The following is a 17855-nucleotide window of genomic DNA, read 5'->3' on the forward strand; positions in this document are numbered from 1 at the left end:
CACGGCGTGCCCCTTCGTCGCGACAGGTTGGGTCGAGGTAGGAACGTGTCACGCAACGTACCCCAGTTGGGGTTCCGAATGCTCAGATTGGGAGGCAACTTTGCGTCCGGAGCCGCCGCGCGACGCGGAGACGGTCGCCGATGTGGGTGAGTTCCACCTCATCCACAGGGTGACGACCGGTCGGGCGCAGCCGGAGACGACCATCCTCGGTCCCGGCGACGACGCGGCCGTCGTCGCCGTGCCGGACGGACGGGTCGTCGCTTCCAAGGACCTGCTGGTCGAGGGTGTCCACTTCAGACTCGACTGGTCCACACCCGAACAGGTGGGCCGAAAAGCGGCCGCCGTGAACCTCGCGGACGTCGTCGCGATGGGAGCGCTGCCGTCCGCTCTGCTCGTCGGTTTCGCCTGTCCTCCGGACACCCCCGCCGCCGTGATCGAGGGGATCATGTCGGGTCTGTGGCAGGAGGCGGCGACGGCCGGCGCGGGCATCGTCGGCGGCGACATGGTCAGCTCCGCCACACTGGTGATCTCCATCACCGCGCTGGGCGACATGAACGGGCTCGAGCCGGTCACGAGGTCCGGAGCGCTCGTCGGGGACGTCGTGGCGGTCACCGGACGGCTCGGCTGGGCGGCCGCGGGACTGGCGGTGCTCGGCCGCGGGTTCCGTTCCCCGGTCGGCATCGTCAACGCCCAGCGCACGCCGGAGCCGCCGTACGAGGAGGGGCCGAAGGCCGCAGAGGCCGGGGCCACCTCGATGATCGACGTCTCGGACGGGCTCCTGCAGGACCTCGGTCACATCGCCGACATGAGCGGTGTGGCGATCGACATCCGCACGGAGCTGCTGCCGTTGCACCCGCGCCTGCTCGACGTGGCGTCGGCGCTGGGCGGTGACGCGAGGCACTGGGCGTTGACCGGAGGCGAAGACCACGCGCTCGCGGCGACGTTCGCCGGGACGAAGGCGGTTCCGCCGAACTGGACCATCATCGGCACCGTCCGCGCGGGCGAAGGCGTGACGGTGGACGGCAGGACGTACGAGAAACCCCCTGGCTGGGAGCACTGGCGCGCGTAGACTCACTCCTGTGGAACTATGCACGCGACCGTATGACCATCCGGACTCGGTCAAGATGATCGACGACCTCCAGCAGGTCTACGTCGAGCGGTACGGCGAGGTGGACATCACGCCGGTCGACCCGGCGCAGTTCGCGGCGCCGCTCGGCTACTTCGTGATCGGCTACCTCGACGGCGTGCCCGTCGCGTGCGGCGGCTGGCGCGTCAACGACGAGATCGAGGGCGCGGCCGAGATCAAGCGGATGTACGTCGTCGAATCGGCGCGCGGCCAGGGCCTCTCCCGCCGCGTGCTGGCCCACCTGGAGGCGACGGCGCGCGAGGCGGGCCTGCGGCGGATGGTGCTGGAGACCGGTGTCCGCCAGCCGGAGGCGATCAGCCTGTACACCACCGGCGGCTACGAGCGGATCGCGAACTTCGGCGTCTACAGCGACCACCCGGACAGCCGGTGCTACGGGAAGCCGTTGTAGGTTCGGGCGCATGGCCATCTATGCGCTGGGGGACTACACGCCGCAGATCCACCCGGACGCGTACGTGCACCCGGACGCGACGGTGATCGGTGACGTGCGCATCGGTGCGAACTCGTCGGTGTGGCCGCAGGCCGTGCTGCGCGGCGACTACGGCCGCATCGTCATCGACGAGCGCACGTCGGTCCAGGACGGCACGGTGATCCACTGCACCGAGGTCCACCCGGTGCACATCGGATCTTCGTGCGTCATCGGGCACAACGTGCACATCGAAGGCGCGACCGTCGCCGACGAATGCCTGATCGCGTCGGGTTCCGTGGTGCTCAACGGTTCCATCGTGGAAAAGGGCGCGATCGTCGGCGCCGGCGCGGTGGTCTCCTTCGACGGCCACGTCCGCGAACGTTCCATGGTTCTCGGGGTTCCCGCCCGGGAACGTGCTGGATATGTCGTGCCGGAACACGCATGGGCATTCATCGTGGAGAAATACGTCCAGAACATCGCTTTGTACCGGGAGAAGCTCCGTCGGCTCGATTGAGTGAGATAGGGTTCACAGCCGTGGCTCGTCCCCTCAACGAAGTTGTCGAAGCCGGTTGGGCTGAAGCTCTCGCCCCCGTTGCTGACCAGATCGCCGCCATGGGTGAGTTCCTGCGAGCGGAGGTCGCCGCCGGTCGCACCTACCTGCCCGCGGGCGAGAACGTGCTGCGCGCTTTCCAGCAGCCGTTCCACGAGGTGAAGGTGCTGATCGTCGGCCAGGACCCGTATCCGACACCCGGCCACGCGGTCGGCCTGTCGTTCTCGGTGGCCCCCGACGTGCGGCCCATTCCCAAGTCGCTCATCAACATCTACAAGGAATACGCCGACGACCTCGGGCACCCGATTCCGTCCAACGGCGACCTGACCCCGTGGTCCGAGCGCGGTGTCCTTCTGCTCAACAGGGCGCTCACGGTGCAGCCGGGCAAGGCGAACTCCCACCAGGGCAAGGGCTGGGAAGCGGTGACCGAGCAGGCCATCAAGGCGCTGGCGGCTCGTGACGCACCTCTCGTCTCGATCCTGTGGGGCCGCAACGCGCGCAACCTGCGCCCGTTGTTGCAGCCGTTGCCCGCCATCGAGTCCGCGCACCCGTCGCCGCTTTCCGCGCACTCCGGGTTCTTCGGGTCGAAGCCTTTCAGCCGTGCCAACGAACTGCTGGAGAAGCAGGGCGCCGAACCGATCGACTGGAAGCTCCCGTAGTTCCGCTCGTTCGTCGTGATCTGACGTTGACGGCCGCGGGAGCGGCCGTCTCCGAATTCGGCAACTCGTTGTCGTTGCTCGTCCTGCTCTTCTGGGCGACGCCGATCAGTCCGCTGCTGGTCGCCGCCATTCTGGTCGCCGAACTCCTGCCGCTCGTGCTCGGAGCGCCGCTGGCGGGCGTCCTCGTCGACAAACTGCCCAACCGCCGCCTGTTGATGGTCGCGTTGCTGTTCCAGGGCATCGCGATCGCGGCCGTCGCGCCTCTCATGGGACAGCCGGCATTCGTCGTGGCGCTGGTGCTCGTCTCCGGGTGCGGCCGTGCCGTGGCCCAGCCCGCCACCTCCGCGCTCGTGCCGCACATCGCCGGTGAGGAAGAAGCGACGCGGGGTTACTCGTGGCTCGCCACCGGGCGCAGCGTCGGCAACATCGCCGGCGTGACCGGTGGCGCGGTGCTCGCCGGGATCTTCGGGCACTCCGCCGCGATGCTCATCGACGGTTGCACCTTCCTCGGCTATGCCGCGCTGCTGGCGTTCGTGCGGTCGGAACGCAGGCCGTCCGGCGAGCACGCGCACCGGCCCAGCGCTCTCGCGGGCATCCGGCACGTCCGGCGCGATGCCGTGCTGTTCGCGGCGATCCTCGGGCTGGCGTGCTTCGTCGGCGCGGTCGTGGTGATCAACGTGGCCGATCCCGCGTTCGTGCGGTTCGTGCTGCACGGCGACGAGTTCCTGCTCGGCGCGATGCAGGCGTGCTGGATGATCGGCGTCGTCGTCGGCAACAGGCTGGCCGTGCGGCTCAGGACCGTTCCTCAGGTCGCCCGCGCGCTCGCGATCACCGGCATCACCACCGGTGTCGCCGTGCTGATGCCGGCGACGTTCCCGTTCGTCGTGACGGCGGCCATCGGCTGGCTCATCGGCGGTGTCTCCAACGGCATCGACAACGTGACGTTGAACGCGATCGTGCGGCTGCGGACGCCGGAGGAGATGCGCGGCAGGGCGTTCGCCGCGGTCGGGTCGATGGTGACCGGTGCGAACCTGCTCGGGACGGCGGCGGCCGGTGGGCTGCTGCTCGTCCTGGGGCCGCGGGCGGTGTTCGCGCTCGGCGGCACCGGGGCCGTGCTCAGCGGGGTGGTCTGTCTCGTGTTCGTGCACAGGGCCCTGAAACGCGAAGAGAGCCCGGCCGGAGCCGGACCCTCTTCGCACTAACCTTGCTGTGGCGTTATCAGCCGCGCACGACCTTGCCGGCCTTGAGGCACGAGGTGCACACGTTGATGCGCTGGCGCTGCGAGGCCGAGACCTTCGCGCGCACAGACTGGATGTTCGGGTTCCAGCGGCGGTTCGTCTTCCGCTGGGAGTGTGAAACCGAATGGCCGAAGCCCGGCCCCTTGCCACAGACGTCGCACACGGCAGCCACGTCAGCCACTCCTTCAGGTTCCTCAAGCGGTATGCCTCGCGTCCCGGTGGGCGCGCAAGCGTGCACAAGCCTCTTCCGGGCACGGCAACCCAGTCAGGGTAGCCGGTGGCCTCACCAGCGACCAAACCGGGTGGATACTCTCGCCGCCATGCAGGCCATGGACGCGGTCGCGGTGCGCAGGTGGGCGGACGCCTGCGTGCGGTCGCTGGACGCCAACCGGGAGTCGATCGACCAGATCAACGTCTTCCCCGTCCCGGACGGTGACACGGGCACCAACCTGCTGCACACCATGCAGTCGGCCCTCGACGCGCTGCTGCGCTCGCCGATGTCGACGGTGGGGGACGCGCTGGGCGCGCTCGCCCGCGGTGCGCTGGCCGGGGCCCGCGGCAACTCGGGCGTGATCCTGTCGCAGGTGCTCAGGGGCCTCGCGGAGACCGTCCAGGAGGTCTCGCTGGTCACCGGGTCGGCGCTGCGCAAGGGTCTGCACCGGGCCGACGAGCTGGCCACGGCCGCCGTGTCCAAGCCCGTTCCCGGCACCGTTCTGTCGGTGCTGCACGCCGCGTCCGAGGCCGCCCGCGACTGCGACTCCGACGAGCTCGACGACGTGGTGGTGGCGGCCTCGCGCGCGGGCGCCGTGGCGTTGGCGGACACGCCCCGCCAGCTCGCCGTGCTGGCCAAGGCGGGGGTGGTCGACGCCGGCGGACGTGGACTCGTTGTGTTGTTGGACACACTGGCCGCGGTGATCACCGGCCAGACCGTGGAAACACCGATGGACGCGCCGCTGCTGCCGCGCACGCCGGAGTCGTTGACGACCGAGCGCGAAGGTGGCTCTTCGGAGTTCGAGTACGAGGTCATGTACCTGATCGACGAGACCTCGGAGGAGGCGGTCGGGGAGCTGCGCGCGTCGTTGAACCTGCTGGGCGACTGCGTGTCGGTCGTGGGCGACGGTGCGTCGTTGTGGACCGCGCACGTGCACTGCAACGACATCGGCGCGGCCATCGAGGCGGGTGTGCGCGCCGGGCGTCCACACCGGATCACGGTGGCGCGGTTCGCGGACCAGATCGCCGCGCAGGCTTCCCGGTTCGTGCGCGACAGGGCGATCGTCGTGGTCGTGAGCGGCGCCGTGGACCTGTTCCGCGCGGAAGGCGCCACGGTGTTCGACCTCGCTTCTTCTTCGGCGACGCCCACAGACCTGTTGTCCGCCATCGTGTCGACGCGCGCGCGTCACGTTGCCGTGCTGCCCGGCGATCCGGACATCCGTGAGGTGCTCGAGGAAGCCGTGGCGTACGCACGGGCCGCGGGGCAGGACGTGGTGGTGGTGCCGACGCTGTCGCCCGTGCAGGCCCTCGCGGCGTTGGCGGTGCACGACGTGTCTCGACGCGCAGGTGACGACGTTGTCGCGATGGCCGAGGCCGCTGCCGCCACACGCCGGGGCGAGCTCTCGATCGCGGCCGACGAGGCGATGACGTGGGTGGGCCGCTGCCAGCCGGGCGACCTGCTGGGCATGCTGGACGGCGAGGTCGTGCTGATCGAGCCCGGTCCGGCGTCGCCCGAGTCGGTGATGGACCTGTCGTGCCGGCTGGTCGACCGCATGCTGGCGGGCGGCGGCGAGCTGGTGACCGTGATTGTGGGCGCAGGCAGTCCGGGTGGTTTGGTGGACGTGCTCGAAGACCACCTGCGGGTCACCCATCCGGAGGTGGAGGTGACGGCATATCCGGGCGGACAGCCCGACGCGGTCATCTTTGTCGGTGTCGAGTAGTTCAATGGGACGCGATGATCTCCTTCGACGACAAGCTGCAGCCGTTGCTCGGCAAGAAGACCGCCGACGCACTGGAGACCGGCCTCGGCCTCACGACGGTCGGTGACCTGCTGCGCCACTACCCGCGCCGCTACGACGAGCGCGGGAAGCTGACCGACATCAGGTCACTGGAAATCGACGAGCACGTGACGGTGCAGGCCGAGGTCCGCAAGTGCGTGAAGCGCCAGATGAAGGCGCGCCGCGGTCAGATGACCGAGGCCGTGATCACCGACGGCACCTCCGAGCTGCACCTGGTGTTCTTCGGCAAGGTCGCGTTCGTGGCGGAGCAGGAGCTGCTGCCGGGCACGCGCGCGCTGTTCGCGGGCAAGGTCGGCCGCTACCGGCAGAACCTGCAGCTGGTGCACCCGGCGTTCGAGATCCTCACCCCCGAGCAGGACGGGTCGTCGTTCCTGCAGGCGTTCCTGCCCGTCTACCCGGCGTCGCAGCACATCAACACGTGGAACATCGCCAACTGCGTCAAGCAGCTGCTGGAGATCTGGGACGGCGTGCCGGAGGACCCGCTGCCCGCCGGCTTCCGCGAGGAGCACGGCCTGATCGGCCTGGAGGACGCGCTGCGGTCGATCCACCGGCCGGAGAGCTGGGCGCAGATCACCGTGGCGCAGCAGCGCCTGAAGTGGGACGAGGCGCTGGCCGTCCAGCTGACCCTGGCGCAGCGCCGCAAGGCGTCGACGGCCCGTCCGGCGCCCTCGTGCGCCCGCAAGTCCGGCGGAATCCTCGACGCGTTCGACGCGCGGCTGCCGTTCACGCTGACCAAGGGCCAGGTGGAGGTCGGCGAGCAGATCGCCACCGACCTGGAGTCCGTGGTCCCGATGAACCGCCTCCTGCAGGGAGAGGTGGGGTCGGGGAAGACCATGGTCGCGTTGCGAGCGATGCTTCAGGCCGTCGACGCCGGCCGTCAGTCGGCCATGCTCGCCCCCACGGAAGTCCTTGCGGCACAACACGCGCGCTCGCTGACCGAGATGCTCGGCGACCTCGCCCAGGCCGGTCAGCTCGGCGGCGCGGAGGACGCGACGCGCGTGACGCTGCTGACGGGCTCGATGAACACGGCCCAGCGCCGCCAGGCGTTGCTCGACATCGTGACCGGCGAGGCGGGCATCGTCGTCGGCACGCACGCGATCATCCAGGAGAAGGTGGAGTTCCACTCCCTCGGCCTGGTGGTCGTCGACGAGCAGCACCGCTTCGGCGTCGAGCAGCGCGCGGCCCTCTCCGCCCGCGGCGAGCGGGAGAACCCGCACGTCCTGGTCATGACCGCGACCCCGATCCCGCGCACGGTGGCGATGACGGTCTACGGCGACCTGGAGGTCTCGGCCCTGCGCGAACTGCCGGGCGGCCGTTCGCCGATCAAGACCTCGGTGGTCCCCGTGCGCGAGAAGCCCACGTGGCTCGACCGCGCCTTCGCCCGCGTCCGCGAGGAGGTCGCGGCGGGCCACCAGGCGTACTTCGTGTGCCCGCGCATCGGCGACGAGGAGCCGGCGAAGTCCGACGACGAGGACAAGCGCCCGGCCCTGTCCGTGATCGACGTGGCGACCACGCTCGCCCAGGGCCCGCTACGAGGCCTGCGCATCGAGATCCTGCACGGCCGCATGCCCCCCGACGAGAAGGACGCGGTGATGCGGGCCTTCGCCGCCAACCAGGTCCAGGTGCTCGTCGCCACCACGGTCATCGAGGTGGGCGTCAACGTCCCGAACGCCACCGTCATGGCGATCATGGACGCCGACCGCTTCGGCGTCTCGCAGCTCCACCAGCTGCGGGGCCGGGTGGGCCGCGGCAGCGCGCCTGGCCTGTGTCTGCTGGTGACGGAGATGCCCGAGATGACGGCGACCATGGAACGCCTGCGTGCCGTCGAGTCCACCCTGGACGGCTTCGAACTGGCCCAGCTCGACCTGGAGCTGCGCCGCGAGGGCGACATCCTGGGCGCCGCCCAGTCGGGCCGCCGCTCGGCGTTGAAGATGCTCTCGCTGCTGCGCGACGAGGACATCATCGCCGACGCGCGGGTGGCCGCCCAGCAGTTCGTGGACGCCGATCCGGACCTGGAGAAGCACCCCGGCCTGGCGGGGATGGTGGCGACGCTGCTGACGGAGGAGCGGGCGGAGTTCCTGGAGAAGGCCTGACCGGTGCCTGCTGAGGAGCGGCTGTTCGAAGGCGTGAGCGGCGACGTTGGTGTGACCCGCGGGGCGGGTCGGACTCGCCGCCCCGCGAACGCGAGAACGGCGGCGGCCGCCTGAGCGCACCGCCGCCGTTCCCACGAACCTGAAGCTCAGTCCTTCTGCCGCGGCTTCGGCAGCTGCTCGGTCTTCTGCTCGCCCGGCGCCGTCTTCTGCTCGGTCTTCTGCTCGCCCGACGACCCGGCGGCCGACTCGTCGTCCTCCCCGGACCCGTCCTCCAGCGGCTTCAGCACCGACATGGCCGCCTCCACCGCGGCCTGCGCGGCGTGGAACTGCGTGGCCAGGTTGTCGTGCGCCGCCCGCAGCGAGGCTTCCTTCTCGGCGGCGGCGGCCGCGCGCTGGTCCGCCTCGGCCACCGCGGCGGCCGTGCGCTTCTCCGCCTCGCTGACCAGCGCCGACGTGCGGGCCTCTGCGTCGCGGACGAGCGACGTGGCCTTCTCGTCGGCTTCGGCGACGGTGGCCTCGGCCTTGTCCGCGGCCTCGCGCAGGGTTGTCGCCGCCTTCGTCTCCGCAGCGCTGACCAGGGCCGTTGCCTTCGCGGACGCGTCGGACGTCGTCTTCTCGGCCTTCGCCAGGGACTCGGCCTCGAACTCCGACAGGACCTTCTCGGCCTCCGCCTTCTTCGACGCCAGCTCGTCGTCGAGCTTGCTCAGCGCGGCGACGCGCTTGGCCTCGGCGTCGGAGGTGATGCGGTCGGCCTCGGACCGGGCGTCCGCCAGCACCTTCTGGTGCTCCGCGGTCAGCTTCGTCTTGAGGCCGTCGTACTCCTTGTCCAGCTCGTCGTGGTACGCCTTGTACTTCTGGTCGAGCTCGACGCGGCGGGCGTCCAGGTCGGCCGACTTCTTCTCGAACTCGGCGGCGACCCGCTCGCCCTCGCCGCGCACCTCGGCGACCAGGGCCTCGTGCTCGGCGGTGAGCTTCGCGCGCATCGCCTCGAACTCGGCCTCCAGCTCGGAGCGGCGGCCGGCGAACCGCTGGTCGAGCTCGGCGTTGCGCTGCTGGTAGGTGCCCTCGAGCTGCTTGCGGCGGGCCTCGGTCTCCGCGAGCAGGCGCTGGTGGGCCTCGCGCTGGTCCGCGGCCCACTTCTCGGCCTCGGCACGCGTCGCGGCGGCCTTGTCGAGGGCGTCCTTGCGGATGTCCGCGATCTCTTCCTCGGCCAGGCTCATCATCACGCGCACGCGTTCGGTGACGTTCGACGCGCTCACGGGACTGTTGGCCAGGTTGTGGAGCTGCATCTTGGCCTTGTCGAGATCGGCGCGCATGGAGTTCAAGAGCTTCGTGAGCTCCGCCACCTGCGCGGCGGCCGCGTCACGGGAGCGGTTCGAATTCTTGAGGTCGAACTCCAGACGGGTGACTCTTTCGTTCACTTGTCGCTGGTTGTAACCACGAAGGACAACGTCGAAATGCGGTGTCCGGGCAGTAGGCTGCCCGGCTCCATCAGCCCCGGCCATATGGCTCACCCTACCGATTTGGTGACCAAGATCGTCACACGATCCGGTTAAACCCACTACCGGCCGCAGTCTGACTGGGTGGCGACCCGTGGACAAGCTCCCATCACGCGGGAAACTCCCCGAGCAAGACCGATCAGGATGACACCCATCACGTGGGACAGTTCTCCCACCTGGCAAGAGCTGCACGGTAACGTGCCGGAACTGACCGTCGAGCAACTCCGGGAGGGCTACGGATGTTCCGCAAAGTTCTTGTCGCCAACCGCGGCGAGATCGCGATTCGCGCGTTCCGAGCCGCCTACGAACTGGGCGCGGGAACGGTGGCCGTCTTCCCTCACGAGGACCGCAACTCGTTGCACCGCCTGAAGGCGGACGAGTCCTACGAGATCGGTGAGCCGGGACATCCCGTCCGCGCCTACCTCTCCGTCGAGGAGATCATCAAGGCCGCCCGCAAGGCGGGTGCCGACGCGATCTACCCCGGTTACGGCTTCCTCTCCGAGAACCCGGAACTGGCGATGGCGTGCCGTGAGGCGGGTCTCACGTTCATCGGCCCCGTGGCCGAGGTGCTGGAGCTCACGGGCAACAAGGCGCGCGCCATCGCCGCCGCCCGCGAGGCCGGGCTGCCGGTGCTGGAGTCGAGCGCGCCGTCGTCGGACATCGACGAGCTGCTCGAGGCGTCGAAGCCGATGCGCTTCCCCGTGTTCGTGAAGGCCGTCGCCGGTGGTGGCGGCCGCGGCATGCGCAAGGTCGACGACCCGGCCGGGCTGCGCGAGGCGCTGGAGGCGGCGTCGCGCGAGGCGGAGTCGGCGTTCGGCGACCCGACCGTGTTCCTCGAGCAGGCCGTGGTCGAGCCGCGCCACATCGAGGTGCAGATCCTCGCCGACGGCCAGGGCAACGTGATCCACCTCTTCGAGCGCGACTGCTCCGTGCAGCGGCGCCACCAGAAGGTCATCGAGATCGCGCCCGCGCCGAACCTCGCACCCGAGCTGCGCGACCGCATCTGCGCGGACGCGGTGAAGTTCGCGCGGCACATCGGCTACCGCAACGCCGGCACCGTGGAGTTCCTGCTCGACCCCGAGGGCCACTACGTCTTCATCGAGATGAACCCGCGCATCCAGGTCGAGCACACGGTCACCGAAGAGGTGACCGACGTCGACCTCGTGCAGTCGCAGATGCGCATCGCCTCCGGTGAGACGCTGGAGGACCTGGGCCTGTCCCAGGAGACCGTCCAGCTGCGCGGCGCGGCGTTGCAGTGCCGCATCACGACCGAGGACCCCGCCAACGGGTTCCGCCCGGACACCGGCACGATCAGCGCCTACCGCTCGCCCGGTGGCTCCGGCATCCGCCTCGACGGCGGCACGGCCGGCGCGGGCATGGCCATCAGCCCGCACTTCGACTCGATGCTCGTGAAGCTCACCTGCCGCGGCCGCACCTTCTCCCTCGCCGTCGCCCGTGCACGCCGTGCGATCGCGGAGTTCCGCATCCGCGGTGTGTCCACGAACATCCCGTTCATCCAGGCCGTGCTCGACGACCCGGACTTCTACGAGGGCCGCGTCACCACGTCGTTCATCGAGAAGCGCCCGCACCTGCTGACGGCGCGCCACTCGGCCGACCGCGGGACGCGCCTGCTGACCTACCTCGCGGACATCACGGTCAACCACCCGAACGGCACGCGCCCGACCTCGGTCGACCCGCGCGAGAAGCTGCCGGTCGTCGACCTCAACGCCGAACCGCCCGCCGGGTCCAAGCAGAAGCTCACCGAGCTCGGCCCCGAGGGCTTCGCGCGGTGGATGCGCGAGAGCAAGGCCGTCGGCGTCACGGACACGACGTTCCGCGACGCGCACCAGTCGCTGCTGGCGACGCGCGTGCGCACCAAGGACCTGCTCGCCGTCGCGCCGCACGTCGCGCGCATGACGCCGGAGCTGCTGTCCCTGGAGTGCTGGGGCGGCGCGACCTACGACGTGGCGCTGCGGTTCCTCGCCGAGGACCCGTGGGAGCGTCTCGCGGCGTTGCGCGAGGCCGTGCCGAACATCAACCTGCAGATGCTGCTGCGCGGCCGCAACACGGTCGGCTACACGCCGTACCCCGAGGCGGTCACCAAGGCGTTCGTGGAGGAGGCGACGAACACCGGCATCGACATCTTCCGGATCTTCGACGCCCTCAACGATGTCGAGCAGATGCGCCCGGCGATCGAGGCCGTGCGCGAGACCGGGACGGCGGTCGCCGAGGTCGCGCTCTGCTACACGAGCGACCTGTCCAACCCGGACGAGCGCCTGTACACGCTGGACTACTACCTCAAGCTGGCCGAGCAGATCGTCGGAGCCGGCGCGCACGTGCTGTGCGTCAAGGACATGGCGGGCCTGCTGCGGGCACCGGCCGCGTCGCGCCTGATCACGGCGTTGCGCAAGGAGTTCGACCTCCCGGTCCACCTCCACACCCACGACACCGCGGGCGGCCAGCTGGCCACCTACCTCGCGGCGATCCAGGCGGGCGTGGACGCGATCGACGGCGCCACCGCGTCGATGGCGGGCACGACGTCGCAGCCGCCGCTGTCGTCGATCGTGGCGCTGACCGACCACACCGAGCACTCCACGGGCCTGAACCTGCAGAACGTGTGCGACCTCGAGCCGTACTGGGAGGCCGTGCGCAGGATCTACGCGCCGTTCGAGTCCGGCATCCCCGGCCCGACCGGCCGCGTCTACCACCACGAGATCCCCGGTGGTCAGCTCTCGAACCTGCGCACCCAGGCCGTGGCACTGGGCCTGGGCGACAAGTTCGAGGAGATCGAGTCGATGTACGCGGCCGCCGACCGCATGCTCGGCCACCTCGTGAAGGTGACGCCGTCGTCCAAGGTCGTCGGCGACCTCGCGCTGCACCTCGTGGGCGCGGGCGTGGCGCCGAAGGAGTTCGAGGAGAACCCCGGCAAGTTCGACATCCCGGCCTCGGTGATCGGCTTCCTGCACGGCGAGCTGGGCGACCCGCCCGGCGGCTGGCCGGAGCCGTTCCGCAGCAAGGCCCTGGAGGGCCGCCCGGCGCCGAAGCGGGTCGAGGAGCTCTCCGCCGAGGACGAGGCCGGACTGGTCGACGACCGGCGGGCGACGCTGAACAGGCTGCTGTTCCCGGCGCCCACCAAGGAGTTCCGCGCTCACCGCGACGCCTACGGCGACACGTCGGTGTTGCGCTCCAAGGACTTCTTCTACGGCCTGCGCCCCGGCGAGGAGTACTCCGTCGACCTGGAGCCGGGCGTCCGGCTGCTGATCGGCCTGGAGGCGATCTCCGAGGCCGACGCGCGGGGCATCCGCACGGTCATGGCGACCCTGAACGGCCAGCTGCGCCCGATCCAGGTCCGCGACCGCTCGGTGGCAGCGGACATCCCGGCCGCGGAGAAGGCCGATCGGGGCAACCCGAACCACGTCGCCGCCCCGTTCGCCGGCGTGGTCACGGCCTCGGTGGAGGAGGGCGGCCGCGTCGAGGCCGGCCAGACCGTCGCGACGATCGAGGCCATGAAGATGGAGGCCGCGATCACCGCTCCCAAGTCGGGTGTCGTGCGGCGGCTGGCGGTGCGCGGCGCCCAGCAGGTGGAGGGCGGCGACCTCCTGATCGTCCTGGAGTGATCGTCCCGCGGTGATTTCCCGCGGTGATTTCCCGCGGTGGTTTCCGACGGGGTCCGGCATTCGTGCCGGGCCCCGTTTCGCGCTGCGGGGAACGAGGAACTCCACGACGATTCCGTGCGTTGCACCGGGCACGGGGTCAGGGAAAGGGATTCGCATGAAGAAGGCGTTGGCCGGCCTGCTCGGACTGGCGGGCGTGGCGTGGGCACTGAGGGACGTTCCCAGGCAGCTCGGGGGCAAGCCGGACCCGGTGCGGATGGCGCGGTCGCCGCGCTACCGCGACGGGAAGTTCCACAACGACAGGAAAGTCAGCTCGGTCCCGGACCGCGACTCGTTCTCCGTGCGCGACTTCATCTTCGGTGGAGAGGACCGCAAGCCGTCCGTCGCCGTGCCGTTGGTGGGGCCTGCGGCGCCGGTGTCCTCTGGACTGCACATCACCTGGTATGGGCACGCTTCCGCGCTCATCGAGATCGACGGTGCCGCGGTGCTGGTGGATCCCGTGTGGAGTGACCGGGTGTCGCCTTCCGCCCATGCCGGGCCCAAGCGGTTGCACCCCGTTCCGCATCAATTGTCTGATTTGCCCACGATCAGCGCTGTGGTGATTTCCCACGACCACTACGACCACCTCGACATGGCGACCGTGCAGTCGTTGACCGCGTCCACTTCGGCCGTTTTCGTGGTGCCGCTGGGAATCGGGGCGCACCTGGAGCGGTGGGAGGTGCCCGCTGCCCGGATCGTCGAGCTGGACTGGGACGAGTCGCACTCGGTGGACGGGTTCATGCTCACCTGCACCGCCGCGCAGCACTTCTCCGGCCGGTCGATCCAGCGGGACGTGACGCTGTGGGCGTCCTGGGTGATCAAGCGCGGGTCGCGGTCGGTGTTCTACAGCGGTGACACCGGCTACTTCGCCGGTTACAAGAAGATCGGCGCCGAGCACGGTCCGTTCGACGCGGTGCTGATGCAGGTCGGTGCGTACGGGGACGCCTGGCCGGACATCCACATGACGCCGGAGGACGGTGTCCGCGCGTTCGACGACCTCGGCGGCGGGTTGCTGATCCCGGTGCACTGGGCCACGTTCAACCTCGCCCTGCACCCGTGGGGGGAGCCGATCGACCGGGTGTGGCGCGAGGTCAAGGCCCGCGGGATGGAGCTGGCCGTGCCCCGGCCGGGAGAACGGGTGGACGTCGACTCGCCCGGTGACGTCGACGGGTGGTGGCAGTCGCTCGCCTGACGAGCGGCGGCCACCGCTCGGCCGTCCGCGAACCGCCTGGGACGATGAGCGGGTGACACGAATCGTTGCCGGGTCGGCCGGGGGGCGTCGGCTCAAGGTGCCGCCCAAGGGCACCAGGCCTACTTCCGACCGCGTTCGGGAGGCTCTGTTCAGTTCTCTCGAGGCGTTGATGGACCTCGACGGGGCTCGGGTGCTCGACCTCTACGCGGGGTCTGGTGCGCTTGGGTTCGAGGCGTTGAGCCGGGGGGCCGGGCACGCGACGTTCGTCGAGTCGGACAAGCGGGCGGCTGAGGTGCTCAAGTTCAATGCTCGTGAGTTGGGGTTCGGCGGTGTGACTGTTGTCAATCGCACTGCCGAGGCTTACGTCACTGGTGAGGGGGAGGCGTTCGACGTCGTGTTCGCCGACCCGCCGTATGTGGTGGGTGATGACGTGCTCGCCGGAGTGTTGCTGGGGATCGCGCCTCGGCTCGCTGCTGATGCCGTCTTGATCGTGGAACGTGCTTCGCGCAGTGGCGAACCAGGGTGGCCCGGGGGAGTGGAATCCTTGCGCGCCAAGCGTTATGGGGACACTGCCGTGTACTGGGGGCGGGTGCGTTCTGATGGGTGACGAGAACCACGGACACGCCTGGAGGCGTCCGATCGGGTGCTAACGTCCGCTTCATGACACGTGCCGTGTACCCCGGCTCCTACGACCCGGTAACCAACGGTCACCTGGACATCATCGGGAGAGCCGCGCACCTGTTCGACGAGGTCGTCGTCGCTGTGCTCATCAACAAGAACAAGCGCACCTTGTTCGACGTCGAGGAGCGGCAGGAGATGCTGCGCGAGGTGACCTCGCAGTGGGAGAACGTGCGGGTCGACTCGTGGCACGGGTTGCTCGTCGACTACTGCCGCGAGAACAACATCAAGGCCATCGTCAAGGGTCTGCGCGCGGTCAGCGACTACGACTACGAGCTGCAGATGGCGCAGATGAACCACCAGCTCACCGGGGTCGACACGTTGTTCATGCAGGCCAGCCCGCAGTACTCCTTCCTGGCGTCTTCGCTGGTCAAGGAGGTTGCGACGTACGGCGGTGACGTGTCGACGCTGCTGCCGGCCTCTATCGAGCAGCGGTTGCAGCAGCGCCTCGCCGAAGGTCGTTAGAGCGCGAGCTTCATCCCCACGTGCGACGCGGTGAAGCCCAGCCGCTCGTAGAAGCGGTGTGCGTCCACGCGTGACGCGTCGGTCGTCAGCTGCACCACGCCGCATCCGCGTGCGCGTGCCTCGTCGATCGCCCACCTCAGCATGCGTTCGCCCAGGCCGTTGCCGCGCTGGCCGGAGCGCACGCGCACGGCCTCGACCGTCGCGCGGGTCATGCCCATGCGGGACAGGCCGGACGTGAACGTGAGCTGCAGCGTGCCCACCACCTCGCCGGTCTCGTCCTCCGCCACGGCCAGGTACTGGTGCGGGTCGGCGTCGATCACCTCGAACGCGCTGAGGTAGGCCGGGTCGCCCGGCTTCTCGCGCTGAGCGCCCAGCGGGTCGTCGGCGAGCATGGCCACGATCGCCTCCACGTCGGTGGCGACGGCCCTCCTGATCTTCATGGTTCTCCCCTGGTCGACGGGGAAATCCTGACACGCCCTGCCGATCTCCCTCTTTCGGGGAGAGCGGCAGGGCACACTTGGTGGTGGGGATCCACAGGGGTTAGGGAGTGAGACGTGTACCGGGTGTTCGAGGCACTCGACGAGCTCGTCACGATCGTCGAGGAAGCGCGCGGAGTACCGATGACCTCGGGCTGCGTGGTGCCGCGCGGTGATGTGCTCGAACTGCTCGACGACGTGCGCGACGCCATCCCGGCGGAGCTCGACGACGCGCAGGACGTGCTGGACCACCGCGACGAGGTCGTCGGCAAGGCCAAGCACGAGGCGGAGTCCGGCGTGTCGAAGGCGCGCGCGGACGCCGACCGCATGCTCGCGGAGGCCCAGGCGGAGGCCGAGGCGATGCTGTCCGACGCCCGTGCCCGCGCCGAGCGGATGATCGCGGAGGCGGAGGACCAGGCGGAGCGCACGGTGGCCGCGGGCCGTCAGGAGTACGACGACCTGGTGGGCCGCTCGCACGCGGAGGCGGAGCGGATGATCCAGGCGGGCCGCGCCAACTACGAGCGCGCCACCGAGGACGGCCGGGCCGAGCAGGCCAGGCTCGTCAACGAGCAGGAGGTCGTCCGGGCCGCGCACGCCGAGGCCGCCCGCATCCTCGACTCCGCCCAGAACGAGGCCATCCGGCTGCGTTCGGAGTGCGACGCGTACGTGGACAGCAAGCTCGCTGACTTCGAGGACCTCCTCGCGCACACGCTCCGGTCAGTCGGCAAGGGCCGCTCGCACCTGCGCGGCCCGGCCGTCGCGGGGGCCGCCGCGCCGTTCGACTACGGCGCCTAGGCCCCTGTCCCGCCGGTCCGTTCGAACTATCGCGGACGAGGCCCGCAGGGCAGGTCTGGTACGGTCCGCAGCGCAACAGCGGGGGTCCTAGACGCCTGAACGTGTGATTCGCGCTACGTCGGACAGGTGCGATCACCTGCCGATTTCACGCGTGAGGCAGTCGTCCCGTACCCTGGAACGGCTGGACGTGGTAGGTCCCCGCCGGCAACCAATCTGATCATGACTGAGCATCGTCACGCGTCCACGCGTCCCACAGCATCCGGTCCCTGGGTCATCGACACCAGGGACATCGGCCGTCGAGCCGGGTCCAGCCGACCCTTCGTCAGGTCGGTTCCCGCCGCAGGTGTGGGGCTGCTCGGGGTGATCGCGGTGCCTGAGAGTGGTGAGGTTGAGCTCGACCTCCTGATCGAGTCGGTCGTGGAGGGCGTGCTCGTGTCGGGGACGGCGTTCGCCAAGGTCGAAGGTGAGTGCGCGAGGTGTCTCGAGCCCATCAGCGACGAGGTCGAAGTCCGGATCACGGAGCTCTACGCGTGGCCGGACAGCACCACGGACGAGACCACCGATGAAGACGAGGTCAGCCGGATCGAGAACGATCTGATCGACCTCGAGCCTGTGGTGCGGGACGCCATCGTCCTCGCGCTGCCGCAGGCGCCGCTCTGCGAGCCGGACTGCAAGGGGCTGTGCCCCGAGTGTGGTGGCAGGTGGGCGGAGCTCGGGCCCGACCACGGGCATGAGACGATTGACCCTCGTTGGGCCGCGTTGCAAGAGCGGTTCAGCGATGACAACAACGAGGAGAAGTAGTCGTGGCCGTCCCGAAGCGGAAGATGTCGCGCTCGAACACCCGTGCGCGCCGTTCCCAGTGGAAGACGTCTGCCGTGCACCTGGTGGCGTGCTCCAACAAGGCTTGCCGCCAGCCGAAGCCGCAGCACGTCGCCTGCCCGGCCTGTGGTCAGTACGCTGGCCGCCAGGTCGCTCAGCCGGCCTGATCTCCTCGG

17 protein-coding genes are annotated in these 17855 nt (G+C 69.7%); 14 read left to right on the forward strand and 3 right to left on the reverse strand.

All coding sequences use genetic code 11. The features are described 5' to 3' along the window. Positions 1–100: 100 nt before the first annotated feature. Genes VM306_RS35700 through VM306_RS35720 form a run of 5 tightly spaced genes read left to right on the forward strand, consistent with a single transcriptional unit; the run spans position 101 to position 3964 of the window. On the forward strand, positions 101–1069 hold the full coding sequence (locus VM306_RS35700; RefSeq protein WP_325522887.1) for a thiamine-phosphate kinase: 969 nt from the start codon (positions 101–103) through the stop codon (positions 1067–1069). A gap of 55 nt (positions 1070–1124) precedes the next feature. Continuing rightward, entirely contained in the window at positions 1125–1535 is a 411-nt protein-coding gene (locus VM306_RS35705; RefSeq protein ID WP_325522889.1) for a GNAT family N-acetyltransferase, read from the forward strand. Between the two features lie 10 nt (positions 1536–1545). Further along, on the forward strand, positions 1546–2067 hold the full coding sequence (locus tag VM306_RS35710) for a gamma carbonic anhydrase family protein (protein ID WP_325522891.1): 522 nt from the start codon (positions 1546–1548) through the stop codon (positions 2065–2067). A 20-nt stretch (positions 2068–2087) separates the two neighbouring features. Beyond that, positions 2088–2762, forward strand: coding sequence for a uracil-DNA glycosylase (locus VM306_RS35715; RefSeq protein ID WP_325522893.1), 675 nt, complete (start codon positions 2088–2090; stop codon positions 2760–2762). A gap of 26 nt (positions 2763–2788) precedes the next feature. Then, entirely contained in the window at positions 2789–3964 is a 1176-nt protein-coding gene (locus VM306_RS35720; RefSeq protein ID WP_325522895.1) for an MFS transporter, read from the forward strand. A gap of 16 nt (positions 3965–3980) precedes the next feature. On the opposite strand, the gene rpmB is transcribed toward VM306_RS35720, so the two are convergent. Continuing rightward, positions 3981–4172 carry a 50S ribosomal protein L28 gene (gene rpmB / locus VM306_RS35725; RefSeq protein ID WP_030467945.1) on the reverse strand — a complete coding sequence of 64 codons (192 nt, stop codon included), beginning with the start codon at positions 4170–4172 and terminating at the stop codon, positions 3981–3983. A gap of 148 nt (positions 4173–4320) precedes the next feature. Here rpmB and VM306_RS35730 point away from each other — a divergent pair, with 148 nt between their 5' ends. Both VM306_RS35730 and recG read left to right on the forward strand, forming a co-directional pair. After that, positions 4321–5931, forward strand: a complete 1611-nt coding sequence (locus tag VM306_RS35730; RefSeq protein ID WP_325522897.1) for a DAK2 domain-containing protein — start codon at positions 4321–4323, stop codon at positions 5929–5931. A 14-nt stretch (positions 5932–5945) separates the two neighbouring features. Then, a complete protein-coding gene (gene recG, locus VM306_RS35735; RefSeq protein WP_325522899.1) occupies positions 5946–8102 on the forward strand; it encodes an ATP-dependent DNA helicase RecG in 2157 nt (718 codons plus the stop codon). A 146-nt stretch (positions 8103–8248) separates the two neighbouring features. Here recG and VM306_RS35740 read toward each other — a convergent pair whose 3' ends face one another. Further along, positions 8249–9523, reverse strand: coding sequence for a hypothetical protein (locus VM306_RS35740; RefSeq protein WP_325522901.1), 1275 nt, complete (start codon positions 9521–9523; stop codon positions 8249–8251). A gap of 317 nt (positions 9524–9840) precedes the next feature. On the opposite strand from VM306_RS35740, the gene VM306_RS35745 reads away from it, so the two are divergent. From VM306_RS35745 to coaD, 4 genes are all read left to right on the forward strand, one after another. Further along, positions 9841–13218 carry a pyruvate carboxylase gene (locus VM306_RS35745; RefSeq protein WP_325522903.1) on the forward strand — a complete coding sequence of 1126 codons (3378 nt, stop codon included), beginning with the start codon at positions 9841–9843 and terminating at the stop codon, positions 13216–13218. A 154-nt stretch (positions 13219–13372) separates the two neighbouring features. Then, positions 13373–14446 (forward strand): MBL fold metallo-hydrolase, encoded by a 1074-nt coding sequence (locus tag VM306_RS35750; protein ID WP_325522905.1) that lies wholly within the window; start codon positions 13373–13375, stop codon positions 14444–14446. A gap of 52 nt (positions 14447–14498) precedes the next feature. Next, complete coding sequence (gene rsmD / locus VM306_RS35755) at positions 14499–15053, forward strand: 16S rRNA (guanine(966)-N(2))-methyltransferase RsmD (RefSeq protein ID WP_325522907.1); 555 nt, start codon at positions 14499–14501, stop codon at positions 15051–15053. Between the two features lie 53 nt (positions 15054–15106). Next, positions 15107–15589: a pantetheine-phosphate adenylyltransferase gene (gene coaD, locus VM306_RS35760; RefSeq protein WP_325522909.1), complete on the forward strand. Its 483-nt coding sequence runs from the start codon at positions 15107–15109 to the stop codon at positions 15587–15589. Here the strand turns inward: coaD and VM306_RS35765 are convergent. Further along, entirely contained in the window at positions 15586–16029 is a 444-nt protein-coding gene (locus VM306_RS35765; protein ID WP_325522911.1) for a GNAT family N-acetyltransferase, read from the reverse strand. The genes coaD and VM306_RS35765 overlap by 4 nt on opposite strands. Positions 16030–16143: 114 nt before the next feature. Between VM306_RS35765 and VM306_RS35770 the strand changes: the two genes are divergently transcribed. The 3 genes from VM306_RS35770 to rpmF all read left to right on the forward strand — a co-directional run bounded on the left by VM306_RS35770 (position 16144) and on the right by rpmF (position 17846). Further along, positions 16144–16860 (forward strand): DivIVA domain-containing protein, encoded by a 717-nt coding sequence (locus VM306_RS35770; RefSeq protein WP_325522913.1) that lies wholly within the window; start codon positions 16144–16146, stop codon positions 16858–16860. 219 nt (positions 16861–17079) lie between these two features. After that, complete coding sequence (locus VM306_RS35775; RefSeq protein ID WP_325522915.1) at positions 17080–17661, forward strand: YceD family protein; 582 nt, start codon at positions 17080–17082, stop codon at positions 17659–17661. Between the two features lie 2 nt (positions 17662–17663). Next, positions 17664–17846 (forward strand): 50S ribosomal protein L32, encoded by a 183-nt coding sequence (gene rpmF, locus VM306_RS35780; RefSeq protein WP_030467958.1) that lies wholly within the window; start codon positions 17664–17666, stop codon positions 17844–17846. Positions 17847–17855: the final 9 nt, after the last annotated feature.

This window comes from Lentzea sp. (assembly GCF_035525475.1).
GTDB lineage: Bacteria > Actinomycetota > Actinomycetes > Mycobacteriales > Pseudonocardiaceae > Lentzea.

What these genes read in the sequence shown, in the direction of transcription:
- VM306_RS35705 (WP_325522889.1), top strand. Translation starts at nt 1,125, where the DNA reads ATGATCGACGACCTCCAGCAGGTCTACGTCGAGCGGTACGGCGAGGTG.
- VM306_RS35710 (WP_325522891.1), top strand. Translation starts at nt 1,546, where the DNA reads ATGGCCATCTATGCGCTGGGGGACTACACGCCGCAGATCCACCCGGAC.
- VM306_RS35730 (WP_325522897.1), top strand. Translation starts at nt 4,321, where the DNA reads ATGCAGGCCATGGACGCGGTCGCGGTGCGCAGGTGGGCGGACGCCTGC.
- recG (WP_325522899.1), top strand. Translation starts at nt 5,946, where the DNA reads ATGATCTCCTTCGACGACAAGCTGCAGCCGTTGCTCGGCAAGAAGACC.
- VM306_RS35745 (WP_325522903.1), top strand. Translation starts at nt 9,841, where the DNA reads ATGTTCCGCAAAGTTCTTGTCGCCAACCGCGGCGAGATCGCGATTCGC.
- VM306_RS35750 (WP_325522905.1), top strand. Translation starts at nt 13,373, where the DNA reads ATGAAGAAGGCGTTGGCCGGCCTGCTCGGACTGGCGGGCGTGGCGTGG.
- coaD (WP_325522909.1), top strand. Translation starts at nt 15,107, where the DNA reads ATGACACGTGCCGTGTACCCCGGCTCCTACGACCCGGTAACCAACGGT.
- VM306_RS35765 (WP_325522911.1), bottom strand. Translation starts at nt 16,029, where the DNA reads ATGAAGATCAGGAGGGCCGTCGCCACCGACGTGGAGGCGATCGTGGCC.
- VM306_RS35775 (WP_325522915.1), top strand. Translation starts at nt 17,080, where the DNA reads ATGACTGAGCATCGTCACGCGTCCACGCGTCCCACAGCATCCGGTCCC.